This window comes from Aeromicrobium changchenzhani (genome assembly GCF_057586615.1).
In genome coordinates, this window is sequence record NZ_CM172480.1 from 2,156,493 (window position 1) to 2,172,943 (window position 16,451).

The window sequence follows — 16,451 nt, forward strand, 5'->3', positions numbered from 1 at the left end:
GTAAATCATAGTCAATAGAGTTACTGCCATGATCATTCTAATCCTCGCGATCCTAGCGATCACCTCACTCATCGCCCTTGCCGCGACAATCAGCCACGACGGTTACGGACACCGCCCAGCACCGCGCAGTCATCCGGATTCATTTCCCCCCAATTCGCATGTGTAGCGCAGCCTCCAAGTCCCCGACAATAAGATGACCCCCGGCCCAAAGGGCCGGGGGTCATGTCGTGCGGCTGCGAGATTATTCGCCGCCGGTCAACTTCTCACGCAGTGCCTGAAGCGCTTCGTCGGAGGCAAGCGAGCCCTCGACTGGAGCATCTTCAGTGCTTTCGTCCGTGCTGCCGGAGGAGTAGTTGGTGCTCTCACTCGCTTCGGCGTTTGCCTTGTCGGCTTCCACGATCTGCTTCTTGTGGGCTTCCCAACGCTCAAGCGCTTCGGCGTACTGCTTCTCCCACGTGGCGCGGGCGGCGTCGAAGCCTTCCTGCCATTCGCCGGTCTCGGGATCGAAACCGTCGGGGTAGACGTAGTTGCCTTCGGCGTCGTACGAGGACGTCATGCCGTAGAGCGTCGGATCGAAATCGTCACCCACGGCCGCCTCGGTGATGTTGGCCTGCTTGAGCGAGAGCGAGATGCGGCGACGTTCCAGATCGATATCGATGATCTTGACCATGACGCTGTCGCCGATCTGGACGACCTGCTCGGGGATCTCCACGTGGCGCTCGGCCAACTCGGAGATGTGTACGAGGCCCTCGATGCCCTCTTCAACACGAACGAACGCGCCGAAGGGAACAAGCTTGGTGACCTTGCCCGGGACGATCTGCCCGATCTGGTGCGTACGAGCGAAGTGCTGCCAAGGATCTTCCTGCGTCGCCTTGAGCGACAGCGACACGCGCTCGCGCTCCATGTCGACGTCGAGAACCTCGACGGTGACTTCGTCGCCAACCTGAACGACTTCGTTCGGGTGGTCGATGTGCTTCCAGGACAACTCGGACACGTGGACGAGTCCGTCGACGCCGCCGAGATCCACGAACGCACCGAAGTTGACGATCGAGGAGATGACGCCCTTGCGGACCTGACCCTTCTGCAACTCGGTGAGGAAGTTCTGGCGAACTGCCGACTGAGTCTGCTCGAGCCAGGCACGGCGCGACAGGACCACATTGTTGCGGTTCTTGTCGAGCTCAATGATTTTGGCTTCGATCTTCTGACCGATGTACGGGTCGAGATCGCGCACGCGACGCATTTCGACCAGCGATGCGGGCAGGAAGCCGCGCAGACCGATGTCCATGATCAGGCCGCCCTTGACGACCTCGATGACAGTTCCCTCGACAACGCCGTCTTCGGCCTTGATCTTTTCGATGTCGCCCCAGGCGCGTTCGTACTGAGCACGCTTCTTGGACAGGATGAGTCGGCCTTCTTTGTCTTCCTTCTGGAGGACAAGTGCTTCGACGACATCGCCGACGGCGACAACGTCGCTCGGGTCGACATCATGCTTGATGGACAGCTCACGGGAAGGGATAACGCCCTCGGTCTTATAACCGATGTCGAGCAGGACTTCGTCCCGGTCGACCTTGACGATGGTGCCTTCGACGATGTCGCCGTCATTAAAGTATTTAATGGTCTTGTCGATAGCGGCGAGGAAGTCTGCTTCACTGCCGATGTCGTTGACCGCAACCTGCGGTATCGCAGATGGGGTTGCGATTGTCATATAGGGATTGCCTCAAATGGATGGATGGAATCGTACGGACACGCCGGTAGCCATTGGATCGTGAATGCCGAGAAAATTAGTCCGACACGGCCACGAGCACAAGCCTGCTCGGTCTGAGGTCGTGCAGGCCACAACGCGCGCTCCAGACTACGCGAAGGCCGCAGAACGCCTGAATTCGGGTCCCTCTGAATTAGGATCAACTCCATGAGTTCGCCGGTGTATAAAAAATTGTTCAAGACCGACGCCGCGATGACCGAAGAACTCCCCGAGCCGGCTCGTACCAACCTTCCCGGCAATGCGCTTCGTCTGGTGGCCGCCAACTCATTGCAGAACACCGGCGATCAGATCGTCAATGCCTCCACCGTGCTGCCTTGGTTGCTGACCTCGATTGGCGCGCCCGCCTGGACGATCGGGCTGCTGTTGCCGATCCGCGAGTCGGGATCGATGCTGCCGCAAGCGGCCATGCTGCCGTGGGTTCACAGCGTTGCGCAGCGCAAGTGGATCTGGGTCGCCGGCGGCGCGGTCCAGGCCGTGGCGGTCGCGCTGATGGCCTTCACTGCGGCGGTCGCAACAGAGGTGACCGCAGGCGTCACGATTTTGATCGAACTGGCGGTGTTCTCCCTCGGGCGGGCGATGTCCTCGATCTCGTCCAAGGATGTGCTCGGCCGAACCATCCCGAAGGGGCAGCGCGGTCAGATCAACGGGATCTCGGCACTGGTGTCCGGGATCGCCGCGGTCACCGTCGGTCTGGGCATTCGGCTGCTTGGTGGAACCGACACCAACGCCGGCGTACTGGCCGGCCTGCTGGCAGCGTCGGCGTTCGTATGGATCCTGGCGCTCATCGTGTTCACCCTCATACGAGAGCCTGCTGGCGACACCTCGGTCAAGGATGACGCGGACAACTGGATCGAACGGTCGTGGCAGTTGCTGCGTGCTGACCGGGCGTTCAGGCGGTTCGTTATGGTCCGGGCATTACTGCTCGTCTCAGCCCTTAGCCCACCGTTCATCGTGATCATGGCGTCCAGGAATGGCGCCGGCGGCCTGAATGATCTAGGCCCTTTTCTCATCGCCTCGGGCCTCGCCGGGATCTTGGGCGGCCGCATCTCCGGGCGGCTTGCGGACCGGTCAAGCCGCAAAGTCATGATCTGGAGCTCAGGCATCTCTTCGGTGGTCGTCCTTGCCTTGGTCGCTGGCGCCCGGGTCGACGAGCTGGCTAGCTCAAGCTGGTTGTTTCCGGTGACCTATTTTGTCCTCGCACTGACCCATCTGAGCGTTCGGGTGGCGCGTAAGACCTACGTCGTCGACATGGCCGAGGGCGATACGCGTACCGACTATGTGGCGGTCAGCAACACCGCGATGGGGGTCATCCTTCTCGCTACCGGCGCGATCAGCAGTGCCTTGGCCACCCTCGGCCTCGATGCCGCCCTCATCTTCCTCGCCGCACTCGGGCTGCTGGGAGTCGTCGTGGCCCGCACGTTGCCCGAGGTGAGTCGCCGCGGCTGACCAGGGCGTACTCAACAACTACGCTATGCGGGAGCCGGCATCAATTTATAGTGCAGGCGGACCGCGGTCGCGGGCCACAGACGCAGTGTGTGATCTGTGCGCAGGACCCCCTCAGCATCGACATAGAGATGGAACGTTTCGTGGATGGGCGCTCGCGCGGCGTGGGTCCGTCCCTGACTCTGGACGACAACGTAGGCGCCGTCTTGGCCAAAAGACCCCGCCGGGGAACTCAGCTCCAGTGCTCCGCCAGGCAGTACCTTGGGCCGTAGAAAAACCTGGACGTTACCTGCTTCGAGTGGGAAGGCGACATGGATACTGGGCTGATCGGTCCCGGGCAGCGTTCTGGTCGAGTAACACCCGCTATAGACGAACTCCCCCCGTCGACCGCAACGTGCGGATCCAGCCTGCCGCCCGTTGGATGCCGTCGCCGTCAACGATCGTTGCCACTCTGCTGTCCATGCCGAGCGCGACGTCCAGCGGGTGGGTTGGCACGGCGAGTTGCTGCACACGACGGCCGAAATATCGGGAGATGAGTTCGCCGCCGGGCTGGAAGAGTGGATTCCATTGGGTCCATACCTCCATCCGCCATTGGGAGGTGTGCTCGTAGAAGTCACGGATCTCCGGTCGCAGATCAGCAGCGCTGAAATCGGGCCCGTCCAGCTGCGCCATGTCCGGCAGCAGACCGGCGCCTTCCACCTGTTCGTGCACGGCGCCGCCGTATGCGGATGCGGCGGCTTGCAACCATGCATCCCCAATCTTCTGGTCGTCGTGCATAGGGGCAGACAGCCAGCACTCGTCCCCGGTGAGCTCGACCGGGTGGCCCTTGATGCGCCAGAACGTGCGGGTGCCTCGGTCCAGAAAAGGCATCACCGAAAGCATGTGAGCAGCGTGCCAGAACTGTTGAACGCCGACATCAACTCGACTCTTGGGTCAAGTCTCGCGAGCTAGTCCTTCGGTGCGAGGAACGCCTCCAGCGCATCGGCATACATCATGATGTCGCGCGCGCCCATGAGTTCACGAGCCGAATGCATCGCCAGTTGCGGGGCGCCGACGTCAACTGTCGTGATGCCCGTGCGCGATGCGGCAATCGGGCCGATCGTTGAGCCACAGGGCAGGTCGGCCCGGTGGACGTATCGCTGCAGCGGAACGCCGGCCTGATCGCATGCGAGCGCGAATGCCCGTGCGCCGACCGCATCGCTTGCATAGCGAAGATTCTGGTTGATTTTCAGCACTGGTCCGCCGTTGATTTCAATGCGGTGGAGCGGTTCGTGGCGGTCAATGTAGTTCGGGTGCGTGGCATGGGCCATGTCACCGGAGGCGTGGATCGATGCGGCAATGGCCCGATGGAATTCGTCACGGCTACCACCGGCGGCCAACACAATTCGTTCAAGCACGGTCGCCAATAAATCGGAGAAGGCGCCCCGCTCTGACATGCTGCCAACTTCCTCGTGGTCGAACAGCACCAACACCGTACGGGTGCCAGCTGCCGGCGTGGCCGCGAGGAAGGCACGACTGCCAGCGAAACAGGTGCCTTGGTTGTCGAGCCGCGGGGCGGACACGAATTCCGAGCCAGCGCCGACTATTGCGCTCGGCGCGGTGTCATGGGTCATCAGCTCAAAGCCAAGGACGTCATCGCACACCACGCCAGCGAAGTCGGCGATCCATTCAAGGAAGGCATAACCGCTCCCCTGACCCCAGATCGCATTGACTTGGCGTTGCGGGTCAAGCGTCACGCCCTTGCGTTCTTCGGACAGATGAATAGCCAGTTGTGGCACCTGCAAGACCGGCTCGGCCACATGCACCAGACGATCGGTGCCATCGCGCAGTGACAATCGGCCGGAGATGCCCAGATCACGGTCGAGCCAGGAGTTCAGCCAAGCGCCGCCATATGGTTCGAGTGCGACAACGTCCAAGCCCAGCAAGTCGACGTCGTGATTTTGCTTGACGCGCAAATTGGGGCTGTCGGTATGCCCACCAATAATGCGGAAGCCGTCACTGGCCGCCGTCGCCGATTCGGTGTTGAACGCAATCAGCGAACCACCCCGGATCAGGAAGTATTTTCCCGGCGCGGCTGGCCATGCATCGGTTTCCTCAATGCGGCCGTAGCCGGCGTCCTCCAGATCGGCGGCCACCGTCGCGCATACATGGAACGGAGACGGCGATTGGTCGACGAAACGGCAAAGGTCTGCTGCAGATGCACGAGCCATGGACTCAACCTACCCCGCGAGTTCGCTGCTCATCCAATCGATCCGCTGCTGCAACCAGTCAGTGAGGTGGCTGACCTCACTGTCCCAGGTCCCCCAGAACACATGGTCTTCGTCGAGGAATGTGGCGTCGATCTGCCAGATGGTGAAGTTAACCGAGGCGGCATCAGCGACGGTGGCCGCGCTGGCCGTCACGAACGCGGGAATCGTCGCCAACGACGGCGCGACTTCCGCCCAGCGCGCACGCACCTTGGCCTCAAAGGCGGGATCCTCGAAAAGCCGATTGAGCCAGTGACCCTGGGGGCCTTTGATCTGTGATGGACCGGATCCCGGATGGCCAGCATCGAACCAGTTCGTTCGGATGAACCACCCCTGCGGGCTGCTGGTTTCCCATTCCTGGCGGTTGCCCGCACTCAGGTCGAAGTCCCACAGCGGACCGAAGGTCAACTTCCCGCCGGCGTCCTTATACATCCAGCAACTGTTATTCATCGATGCGTCGATGTTCTTCATCAGTTCATTGGCCAAATACCAGTCAACGGCCGAGTCCACATCAAGATACTTGGCGTATCCGTTGAGCGGATCGGCGAAGTCGTCGGAGTAGAGCACGTCCTCGAAACGCTGAACGTAGTCGGTGATGTAGTCGCTTTGGGTCGTGGGAAGATCGTCGGGATCTTTGATGTTGATGTGAAGCCCCTGCGTGGTGAAAAAACTCGGGTCGTCATCAGGCCAAGCGTCAGCTTCCAGGAGATACCCACCCGCCTCCGGGGGTTGATCGGCCTCGAGGCTGGTGATGTTGACCCGGGTTTTGGCCACCTTGATACCTTCACCGAACTGGTAGAGCCCCTGGAACGATCCATTGACAACGACCTCGACGAACTCCATGCGCGGCGTCCACGGCATGCGCAGACGACGCCCGATCTCGAAGGCGACCGCATTGCGCAGCATCGACCGGTCGTAAAAATTCGCCAGCATTACCCAGTCCTTCGAGGCTGGCATGCCGAGTACTTCGGCCTTTGCATCGAGTTTGACCTTGAAAGATCGTTTGTTCAGCCACGCGGTGCTGTTTCCCCGGACCCGAATGCGCATGCGACCGTCGAACGCTTTGGTGCTTGAGCCACGCGGATCGACCGTCAAGGTTGCCGCGACGTAGGTGTCCTTTGTCGTAATGGGCGTCGCGGCATCCGTCGTGATCGAAATCTTCGGAAGCACCGCAAGGTCAGGTTGCGGGTCAGGATCTGGTTGGGGATCCGGATCAGGCTGCGGGTCGGGATCCGGTTTGGGCGCGGGCGGTGCCGCCGCCATCGTTGTCTTGACGCTCACACCCGACGCGCCCTTGTAGGCCGAGGCCGACGCCCGAATGGCTTGGGGCTGCTCGACATCGGCGCGCACCGCATTGGCGAACACCACCCGGCCAGCCGAACTCTGCTTCTTCGCTGCCGCCAGGTCCCGCCAGACGCCCTCCGCGTCGAGAACTTGCAACCTTACGAGTCGCCCCGAGCGCGCTGGCGTGAACGTTGCTGTCGCGGCGGCGCGATGCGTGGACCGGTCAGCGACGCCCAAGGTGAGCGACCCTGACTGGGCAACCGTGTAGACGGTGCGCTGCGAGGTGTATCGCGACTTATACGTCGTCTTCTTTTTCTTCTTTTTCTTCTTCGCCGTCACCGTCGTCTTCGGCGCGTAGACACGATACTTCGTCGATGAGGCCGTCATCTTCGTGGAGAAGGTACCGGCGCCGGACGACTTCGTCTTGCTGCGGGCCACGGTCTTCCAGTTCTTTCCCGACCTCCGTTGGAGGGTGACGGGCCGTGCGACCTTCGACGACAATCTGAAGGTGAACAAGAAGTTTTCGCCCGAAATGGGACGGCTTGGAGAAGCTGACAACGTGTTGCTTGCCGCATAAGCCGCAGAACGATCGGTGACGCTCGGAACCGCGACCAGCACTGCGCAACCGAGGATCGCCGCGAGCAGCATCGCAAGAACCCGGCGCGGTTGGAGTTGTATGCGCTCCATAACATCTCCGAAGATATGGCTGGGCCGATTGGATACCCGACCCAGCGGTCGAGGGTGCAGCTAGAACAGAACTGCCGCGCACCCGAAGATACGCGGCAGTTCTTGCTTAGTTGAACTAGTTCTCGAGATCTGCGTGTGCACGCTTGCCCGAGCCGCCAGTGCTATTGGAACGGAGTGCAACTCCGCCTAGCACCAACAGAACGAGGCCAGCGATTCCGCCGCCGATCGGAAAGCCGGTCTGGACCAGTTTAAGCAAAGTGGCCTTTGACTTGTATTCGTTGACGGTGTCGGTGGTATTCCTGTCAGTGAGTTTCAGTGTTGCCTTCGTCGTGGTCAGCACACGCTCACCGTTGAGTTCCAGGTAGTTGTCCTGCGCACCTTCACCAATCAAGATTGCTCCGGTGACCGGATCGACACTGTATTTGGTCACGGCCGAGTAGATCTGATCAGCCGTGACTGTTGCCTTGTCCGACCCAACCAAAGAGCCGGGAACGTCAATCGTGCCGGTTTTAACCGGAGCGATTGTCTGCACGTACTTATAGACCTTCATTCCCTTGACCATGCCTTGGCCGACGTATTTGGTGGGAATAGCCTTCCGCACCGTGCCGTCCCACATGCCGTAGGTCTTCTTCTGTGCGTCGAATGGGAACTTGAAGTAGAGACCCTTGAAGTCGGCCGGAGCGATGGTTTCGCCACCACTCACCGACTTGGTGTCCTTCCAAGCGACGGTCTCACCGGTGTTAGCGTCGAAGGCGACGCGGTCGGTCGTCCCGCTCAGCGGGGTCTCCCCACTGCCGCAGTCGAAATCTGCCTTGTCGGTGCAGTCATAGACGTCCCATACGTCAATGTCACGACCCAGCGCCTTACTTGCCTTCTTGCTCGCGGCAACATCGCCGGAAATGACTTTCGTATTTTTCAACGGTCCGGTCACGACCTTGAGGCCAGCCGCGACATCGAGATACTGAGCATCGGCACCCGGAAGGGTTACGGCGGTACTCGACGTTTGCGTATTCATCGGCGCGACCGCCAACCGGTCGTACATATAGAACTTCGACAGTGCAGCAAGCACGATCAAAAACGCACCGAGAAACAGCGCGACCAATCCCAGTTTTCTAACCACAGTGGGCTCCCTCCACATAATGTCTCGGTCACGGTACCAGTGTTCGGGGTCAGATTCGGCAACTAAGACGTGGGAAAAACTTCGAGGCTTCGGCTGCCGCTGCCGCGTTTGGGAACAGGGCCAAGACGACCCAAGTCTGTGACATGATTTGGCTCGTGAGTTCACTCGTCGTGCAGGCTGTCAAAAACCTGAGCACGGCCGCGGCGGACCGCAGATCTCGAGCCTCGCTCATCACGACGATCGCGCTTGCGCTGATTGCGATCCAGGTCGCATTCCGCGCCTGGGCGATCTACGGTGGCTGGTTCATCAGCGACGACCTGCTATTTCTCTCCGACGTCGCACAGGGCAAAAGCGAACACCTGTCGTGGTACTTCCATCGACATAATGTGCACTTCATGCCGGTCGGATTCCTCCTTGTCGCCATCGTCGGCAAGGCAGGCTCGTTCAACTGGGCAGCCGCCGCGACTGAACTCGTCGCACTGCAGGCCATCGCTAGCCTCAGCTGCTGGTGGATGCTGCGGACTCTGTTCGGCAACCGTCCCAGGATCCTCATCCCGCTCGCATTTTACCTGTTCGCCGCAATTTCAATGCCGGCTGTGATGTGGTGGGCGTCGGCGATCAATTTCCTGCCGGTCCAGATTGCAGCGTTCGGCGCCGTGACGTTTCATGTCCTCTACCTGCGCATAGGAAGCAAACGGTATGCCATCCTCGCGGCGCTGGCGTTCGGGTTCGGTTTGCTCTCATATGTCAAGGCGATTCTGATTCCGCTCGTCCTGGGCATGGTCGCCTTGAGCTACTTCGCCAACGGTTCTGCCATACGGCGGATCAGAACGGTGCTACGACGTTATTGGTTCGCCTGGACCTTGTACGCAGCCTTGGGTGTCGTCTACCTCACGCTATATGCCACCCATGGTGAGAAGGCCGCGCCGACGACGGTTAAGCCCGACTACTTGTCCGTCGCCAACGACAGCATCGTGTCGGGGCTGGCGACCGGCATCTTGGGCGGACCATGGCGCTGGCTGTGGCTGGGCGAGGGTATGGGTCCGCGGCTCCTGTCCGGGCCCCCGCAGATCGCCTCGACTTTGTCGATCGTCGTGATCATCGGACTCTTGGTTTATGCGGCGAGCCAATCCCATGGTGCGCTCAAACCTTTGTATTTCGTGGTGCCGTTCGTCATCGCGTCGTTCCTGACCATCGCAAGCGGGCGCTCCGCGTTATTCGGGGTCGGAGCATCGCTCGACATCCGCTATTGGACCGATCTGTTGCCGTTCCTAACGCTTGCAATCGGGCTGATGATCATGCCAATGCGTGGTGCGACGGATCCACTACGCCCGCGCGAAACCCCACTGATTGCGATCACGATTCCGGCTTGGGCGTGGATCCTCGCCGGCGCACTGTTCGTCAGCGGGGCGCTCTATTCTTCGGTCAAGTACGTCGAACCATGGCACCGCGACTTCGCCACTCGATCGTTCATCACGACGGCCAAGCAACAGCTCGAACAGCGCCCGACCCCGGTCGTTCTCGCCGATCAGAACTCGCCCGAAACCGTCATGCCGGGACTGTTGCTGCCCTACAACCAGATCGCCGTGCTGATGGCGCCGCTCGCAAACAAGTTCAGGACGCCGTCCATCGCCACGGATATGGAAGTGTTCAACGCTTTCGGCGTCCTCGAACCAGGGCGTGTCGACGGCGGTATGGATCTGCCTCCGACGGCTCTCGGCGATTGTGTGTCCGGGCCGATACCGAGGGTGATCGACCTCGGCGCAAAGACCTACGACTATCCGTTCTGGCTCGCCGTGACCTATCGAGCCGACCGAGCTGGCAGCGTCGACGTTGTCGCAGGCTACAAGAGCAGTCATAGCCCGGTCGAGCGCGGAAGACACACGCTGTTTATCCGGACCGAAGGCGTCTATGATTCTGTCACGATCGCTCCCGCCGACGGAGTGACACTCTGTCTGGACAGCCTACGCATCGGCCCGACGATTGTGCCCCAATGACTCAGCTCACGCTACGACGTTCCTATCCACAACTCGACACAATGCGTGCCGTGGGATCCATCGCCGTCGTCGGCACCCACACGTCTTTCTGGGCCGGTGCCTACGGGGCTGGCCTGATTGGCGTCGCGACGCAGCGACTCGAGGTCGGGGTAGCAATCTTCTTCGTGCTTTCCGGATTCCTCCTCGGTCGACCGTTCCTACAGACCATGATGACCGGTGATCGCCACGACAGCACTTCGCGCTACTTCTGGAAGCGAGCGCTGCGCATCCTGCCGGTCTATCTCGTCTGCGTGGTCGCCGCGCTGCTGCTGATCAGCGAGAACGACGGTCTCGGACCGATCCGCTGGCTTCAAAATTTCGCCCTCGTCGACCTCTATTTCGCTGAAAGTTTGCCGCAGGGCCTCACGCAGATGTGGAGTCTGGCGACCGAGGTGGCGTTCTATCTAGTACTGCCGCTGTTGATGGCTTTCCTGTTCACCATTGTGTGCCGCCGCAGTTGGCGTCCCCGGCGACTCGTCGCTTGCCTGGCCGCGTTCTATGTCGCCAACGTCATCTGGGTTGCCGAAGTGACCAGCGGCGCGGCAAAGTTCGACAGTTGGACGAGCCGCTCACTGCTGAGTTACATCGGGTGGTTCTCGCTCGGCCTTCTGCTTGCGATCATCACACTCGACGAGGCCCAACCACGTCTCCGGATCACCCGGCGCATCGTAACGATGGCTCGCGACCGCGCGACGTGTTGGATTGCGGCTTTCGTCCTATTCGTCCTGAGCGCGACGCCGATCGCGGGCTCACCGTTCCTCGTGGTGATCCAGCCATCCGAGGCGGTCGTTCGCAACATCCTGTACGGCCTCATCGCGTTTCTGGTCATCATCCCGTGCGTGCTGGGGCCGGACGACACGATCACGGCTCGCGTCTTGTCCCATCCATGGCTCCGACACATCGGCCACATCTCGTACAGCCTGTTCTGCTGCCATGTCATCGTGCTCGATCTCGCCGCCCCACGACTCGGCTTCGAATTGTTCCAGAGCAATCCATACGTGCTCTTCGTCGTCGTCCTTGTGATCAGTCTGGTTGTTTCCGAGCTGCTCTATCGCTTGGTGGAGTTGCCGTTCCTACGGCTCAAGACCTGGCGGTCCGACAAGACGGTGAAGGCCAGGGTTCCGAGCGTCAGCGCAACGCAGATCTGAGGAATCTGAAACGTGCCGGCCCAGTCTGATGCCGTTCCCCACGGGCGGACGACATAGAAGAGGGCGGCAACTGTCAGCGGCACTGCGGGCAACCACGTGGGATCGAGACCCCGATGGACAAGTAGCCACGCTGCGGCGGCACCGACGGTCAGCGCGACGAGGAACGGTAGTCCACCGACAAGCCCGAAACCGGCGACGACGCCGACGACCGGAATGACTCCCGCAAATCGACGGGTCCTGCGCGTTTTACCCACCACGACGAGATCGTCGCGGCGCCAGAGCACCAGGACCAACAGCAACACCGCACCGGCAGCGCCGGCGACGAGCCCGACGCGGTAGAGCCGGTTGGGTTGATAGGTCAGAGTGATCGTTGACGCGCTGTGCGCAGGGACCTTCCAGGCCTGCTGCCAGCCGTTGACCTGCAACGACGTCAGGACCTTGCCGTCCAACCGTGCGACCCAGCCCTTGTTGAAGTTCTCGCTCGTAGTGACGATCGACGGGTCGCGGTCAGCTGGGAGAGCGATCGTACGTTTGGAGTCCGAAGAGTCCTTGCGGTCCAGGACCGTCGCCGCGATCCGTGTCACTTCCGATGATTGGGACAACTCGGTGCTTGTCGCTCGGAACATCGGCGAGGCTTTGACCTGTAGCAAATGGTCACCGGCGCCGAGGCTCAGTGGATCCGGCGAACATAGGGTCGCTTGGGCGGACCGAGCGTCCGCCAGATCCGCGGTCGATGTCGCGATCGAGGTCTTGTATGCGATGCCATCGATGGTTAGGGACGGACCGACGCCGCACGGCAAGGTGATCATCTTGTCGGAAGTATCGACCGTGTTGTTGCGGACCGGCCCGAACCACAGCTCGCTAATACCGACCGGGAGCCGCTCCCCCAGGCCGGAGGGGTCGAAGGTCAGCGAATGTGTCACCGCGGTCAGGTGGACATCGACCCGGTCGCTCGTAACTTCGGGGAACGACGCGACACCGTCGACGAGCGTTGCCGTGCGCTGAACGCCCTTACCGAATTCGAGGACCACTTTCTTCGGCTGGCTCGCCGGCATCGAACCGGCGGTATTGAGGTGGATCGACGACAGTTTCCGGGGCTTCGACCAGACGACTGACACGAACGGATCGGTGTCGCCCGGCCGGGCAATCCAGCCGGTCTTGAGGTCCTGATCCATGATCCGGCTGACGCTCGTACGAGGATCGTCGTTGATCGTCGACGACGATGTGATCTGAGCCTTGTCGTCTTGTTGGAGGTAGGCATCCAGCGCGGCGCCGCCCACCGGCTGCACGGTCATCACAACGCGATAGTCAGCCGCCGAAGGTAGCGACAGACGCCGGTCGATCCCGAAACTGTCCTCACCGTGCTCCTCGAGATCGGCTCGGCAGCGGTCGATGCCCTCGATCTGGAGACAGCCGGGCCGATCGACGCCATCATCGCCGAGAACGATGTGGTTTGGGGCGGGCCAGGCGGCCGGAACGGTCGGGAGCACGAGCGGGCGGGAGACATACAGGTTCGAGCTGGTGACCTCGGCGATCGACAGCCTCCCGCCGGTGGTAGAGCCCGCGATTTTGAGGTCCTTGACGGTTCCGACCGGCACGGAGACCGGCACACGGCCGTCGGTCACGATCTGTCGCGGGCCTCGTTCGGTCTGCACGGTTAGTCGCTGCTGGACTCCAGGCGCTCGGTTAGGGGTGATCGTGACGACGCCAAGGTCTTGGGGTCCGTCGAGACGAAGTTTGAGCCACGGATTTTTGTCGGTGGTTGTCCATGAGGTGCGCGGATCACCGTCGAACACGGACCACGGCTGTTCGGAGGGCCGGGTCCCTCCCACCGTCGAGGCATTGGCACGCGAGCCCGAAGCCTGAAGCGACCGTGCGCCTTCAAGCTTTGGCACGGCCAGCCACGACGTGCCCGCAGCACCCCCGGCGTAGTCGTGGACCCTGCGAGTGCTCGAGTAGGGGTCGCCGACGGCCAGCGAATTGGACCGGTTGGCGTCAACCGAGCCGAAGGCAACTTCCTGACGCCGGTTGCCGTCGGTCAACACGAGCGACGACGGCACGCCCGCAGCAGGTTGATCCGGCGCCATGACGACCGAACTGCCAGGGGTGACGCCCAGATCGTCAAGGAGCGCTAGGCTCTCGGAATTTCCGACGACGGTGGACGGTGTCGTCTGGGCCGTCGTAAATGCGCCACCTTGCACCTTAAACACCTCAATCGCCGGGTGGCGCGATTGCCAACCGCCGTTCGCGAAGGACCTTGCAGTGCCAGCGTCAAAGACCGGGTCGCCGCCGAGCTCCGGGCCGAACGACGCGACACTTGTCAACCCGTCCGACTCGTCGAGGGTGCGATAGGTCTGCTCCACATTAGTGCCGGTGACAGTCGTGTCTAGGTCGTTGCGGACCACGAGATACTCGACGCCCGCCCGTCGAAGGGTCGCGGCCAGACCGGCCGTGGACCGGCCCTGGTTGAGTTCGGCCGTGACCGAGTCGAGGAAGCGAATCGTTCCCGGATTCGCGAGCGGGATGCTGTTGCGGACTGCCCATGGGCTGGTCGACAACGGCTGGAGCGGCTCATCTCCTGTGCTTCCCCACAGGTACTCGGGGAAGGCTGACGCGGGTGCCAACAGCGAGGTCGACGTGGCATGCTCGGAGAGCCAGTCGCTGGCCTGTGCCCAGTAGTCAGGGACCGCGGTAAAAGAGCCCGTGTTGGCCAGCTGACCGCTCCATGCTGGTGCCGTGGCCCCGGTCACTGCGACAACGGTGAGGAAACCGACGCCGATCGCCCGTACCGCGTAATCACCGCTCTTCTCGACGACTTGGCGACCCGTCAGCGCCGATACCGCATGGGCCAAACCGATCACGAGTGGAATCCGCAGGACAACATCGAACTTGTGTGTGTTGCGCAGGGGCGCCAGCACGCCATCGAGCGCTTCCTGGATCGATCCGGCACCGAATCCTTGGATCGATCCGGTGTGACCTGCAGTCACGAGCACTAGTCCGAGCAGTAGGCCGGCGAACAGGAACCGGCGGTGCGGGGTTGACTTCATCGCGAGACCTACGAGGCCCAGGACGACCACAACCGCACCGTTAATGATCAGCACTTGCTGGCTGATTAGCTGGTTACCTGCCTGCGAAGCCGGGGAAATGTAGGGCACCCAGTCGGTCGTACCTCGCAAGGCATCGAACGCCGAAGCAGCGACCGTCGTGATCGATGAGCTCTCGATGTAGTCGAGGAACGCCGGACTGTAGGAACCCAACAGGAACAGCGGGATGATCCACCAGAGTGTGCCGAGCACGACGAGTGGTGGCCACCAAAGCATGATTCGGCGGCGCCGCGGACCAGGCTCGGCGAACAGGAGCCACAGGGCTCCGAGCGGCAGCACCGCGAGTGTCGCGGCGGCGTTGACGCCGCCGATGCACATCACCGCTAGTGCGCTGAGCGCGGCGCCCTTGAACGGATTCCCTCGGCGGGTCGCGATGATCAGCGGAATTAAAACCCACGGCGCGACGGCAGTCGGCCACACTTCAATCGAGCTCGGCCCAATGACCGTCAATATCCGCGGCGATAGGGCGAAGGCGAAGCCCGCGAGGAGCCGTGCGCCGTCCGACTTCACGCCAAGCTCGCTGGCCAACTTCACCATGCCACCGAAAGCGACACACAGCAGCAGCGCCCACCAGAGCCGCTGGATGACCCACGGATCGAGGTGGATCAGGTGACCGAGCCAGAAGAATGGCCCCATCGGAAAGAAGTAGCCGTACGCCTGGTTCTGCACCTGCCCAAACGAGCTGTGCGGATCCCACAGGGTCATAGCCCGATGCAGGAAACCGCCCGGGTTGAGAACGAGATCGAGCTTGGTATCAGCGACGATGCGGCCGGGGCTCTGGATGAACGCGATCGTGGTCAAGGCGAGGCAACAGGTCAGCAGCCGAAATCGCCACTGAAACTTGGTGGGCACCTCGGTCATCTTTTCCTCAGGACGATTGCGAGGTTCCACGTCACCAACTCCCGCAGGATCGGAATGCGAAGAATCCACCAGGACCATCTCGGCAGATAACGTGGCATGAGGACAACGATGTCAGCCCCACCCTGCTGGCGAGCCCAGCTCAGCCCGGCTGATGCGGTCACCGCGAAGAGCGACTCACCAAAAACATTCTTGGGTCGGTGTCCATGTTTCCGTTCATACCGTCGAGCAGCGCGATGTCCACCAAGGAAATGCCACGGGGCCGTTTCATGGCCTCCCCATGGTCCCCACCAGAGTGTGTACGACAGGAACACCAGTCCACCGGGTTTCGTCACGCGGACCATTTCGTCGGCCATACGCCAAGGCCGGTTTACGTGTTCGAGAACGTTCGAAGAGTAGGTCACGTCAAAGCTGTCGTCCCGAAACGGCAGGTCCATTCCGCTGCCGAGGACCGTTCCGGGCTCCGGATCACCCAGACCCGAAAGTTCTCCAAGGTCAGCATCGAGCGAGTTGTAGGTCGCGCCGGCGCCGCGAAACGCATCTGCGAAATATCCCGGACCACCGCCCACATCAAGAACGCGCTGACCAGAGAGATCATGGAACTGCTCGATCTGCGCCACCGAATCACGAGCCAACGTGCCATAAAAGTGATCCGGATCGGTCTGTTCGACGCCGAATGCGCGAAATAGCCGCCACGAGCGCCGAAGAGTAGGACGGGCAATTGAAGCGGGCACGCGCAGAACCTTACCTGACCGATGGACCA

General features: G+C 61.6%; 11 protein-coding genes. 4 read left to right on the forward strand and 7 right to left on the reverse strand.

Going from position 1 to position 16,451, the window contains the following annotated elements; genetic code table 11:
- Positions 1-28 precede the first annotated feature (28 nt).
- Complete coding sequence (locus AC2YB9_RS10950; RefSeq protein WP_487265378.1) at positions 29-166, forward strand: hypothetical protein; 138 nt, start codon at positions 29-31, stop codon at positions 164-166.
- Positions 167-241: 75 nt separating this feature from the next.
- Here AC2YB9_RS10950 and rpsA read toward each other — a convergent pair whose 3' ends face one another.
- Positions 242-1,705: a 30S ribosomal protein S1 gene (gene rpsA / locus AC2YB9_RS10955; protein WP_487265379.1), complete on the reverse strand. Its 1,464-nt coding sequence runs from the start codon at positions 1,703-1,705 to the stop codon at positions 242-244.
- A 204-nt stretch (positions 1,706-1,909) separates the two neighbouring features.
- Between rpsA and AC2YB9_RS10960 the strand changes: the two genes are divergently transcribed.
- Positions 1,910-3,208 carry an MFS transporter gene (locus AC2YB9_RS10960; RefSeq protein ID WP_487265380.1) on the forward strand — a complete coding sequence of 433 codons (1,299 nt, stop codon included), beginning with the start codon at positions 1,910-1,912 and terminating at the stop codon, positions 3,206-3,208.
- Positions 3,209-3,568: 360 nt separating this feature from the next.
- Here the strand turns inward: AC2YB9_RS10960 and AC2YB9_RS10965 are convergent, their stop codons facing one another.
- The 4 genes from AC2YB9_RS10965 to pgfA form a co-directional block, all read right to left on the reverse strand.
- The gene (locus AC2YB9_RS10965) at positions 3,569-4,075 is read right to left on the reverse strand and encodes a hypothetical protein (RefSeq protein WP_487265381.1); all 507 of its coding nucleotides are present in this window, start codon (positions 4,073-4,075) and stop codon (positions 3,569-3,571) included.
- A gap of 77 nt (positions 4,076-4,152) precedes the next feature.
- The gene (locus tag AC2YB9_RS10970; RefSeq protein ID WP_487265382.1) at positions 4,153-5,415 is read right to left on the reverse strand and encodes a M18 family aminopeptidase; all 1,263 of its coding nucleotides are present in this window, start codon (positions 5,413-5,415) and stop codon (positions 4,153-4,155) included.
- A gap of 9 nt (positions 5,416-5,424) precedes the next feature.
- Positions 5,425-7,422: a CotH kinase family protein gene (locus AC2YB9_RS10975; protein WP_487265383.1), complete on the reverse strand. Its 1,998-nt coding sequence runs from the start codon at positions 7,420-7,422 to the stop codon at positions 5,425-5,427.
- Between the two features lie 115 nt (positions 7,423-7,537).
- Positions 7,538-8,542 carry a cell envelope lipid trafficking protein PgfA gene (gene pgfA, locus AC2YB9_RS10980; protein WP_487265384.1) on the reverse strand — a complete coding sequence of 335 codons (1,005 nt, stop codon included), beginning with the start codon at positions 8,540-8,542 and terminating at the stop codon, positions 7,538-7,540.
- Positions 8,543-8,697: 155 nt separating this feature from the next.
- Between pgfA and AC2YB9_RS10985 the strand changes: the two genes are divergently transcribed.
- Positions 8,698-10,539 carry a hypothetical protein gene (locus tag AC2YB9_RS10985; RefSeq protein WP_487265385.1) on the forward strand — a complete coding sequence of 614 codons (1,842 nt, stop codon included), beginning with the start codon at positions 8,698-8,700 and terminating at the stop codon, positions 10,537-10,539.
- Positions 10,536-11,726, forward strand: a complete 1,191-nt coding sequence (locus AC2YB9_RS10990) for an acyltransferase family protein (protein WP_487265386.1) — start codon at positions 10,536-10,538, stop codon at positions 11,724-11,726. The genes AC2YB9_RS10985 and AC2YB9_RS10990 overlap by 4 nt, the downstream gene beginning before the upstream one ends.
- On the opposite strand, the gene AC2YB9_RS10995 is transcribed toward AC2YB9_RS10990, so the two are convergent.
- A complete protein-coding gene (locus tag AC2YB9_RS10995; protein ID WP_487265387.1) occupies positions 11,627-15,721 on the reverse strand; it encodes a DUF3367 domain-containing protein in 4,095 nt (1,364 codons plus the stop codon). The two genes, AC2YB9_RS10990 and AC2YB9_RS10995, sit on opposite strands and share 100 nt — an antisense overlap.
- Positions 15,688-16,422 carry a class I SAM-dependent methyltransferase gene (locus tag AC2YB9_RS11000; protein ID WP_487265388.1) on the reverse strand — a complete coding sequence of 245 codons (735 nt, stop codon included), beginning with the start codon at positions 16,420-16,422 and terminating at the stop codon, positions 15,688-15,690. The genes AC2YB9_RS10995 and AC2YB9_RS11000 overlap by 34 nt, the downstream gene beginning before the upstream one ends.
- Between the last annotated feature and the right edge of the window lie 29 nt (positions 16,423-16,451).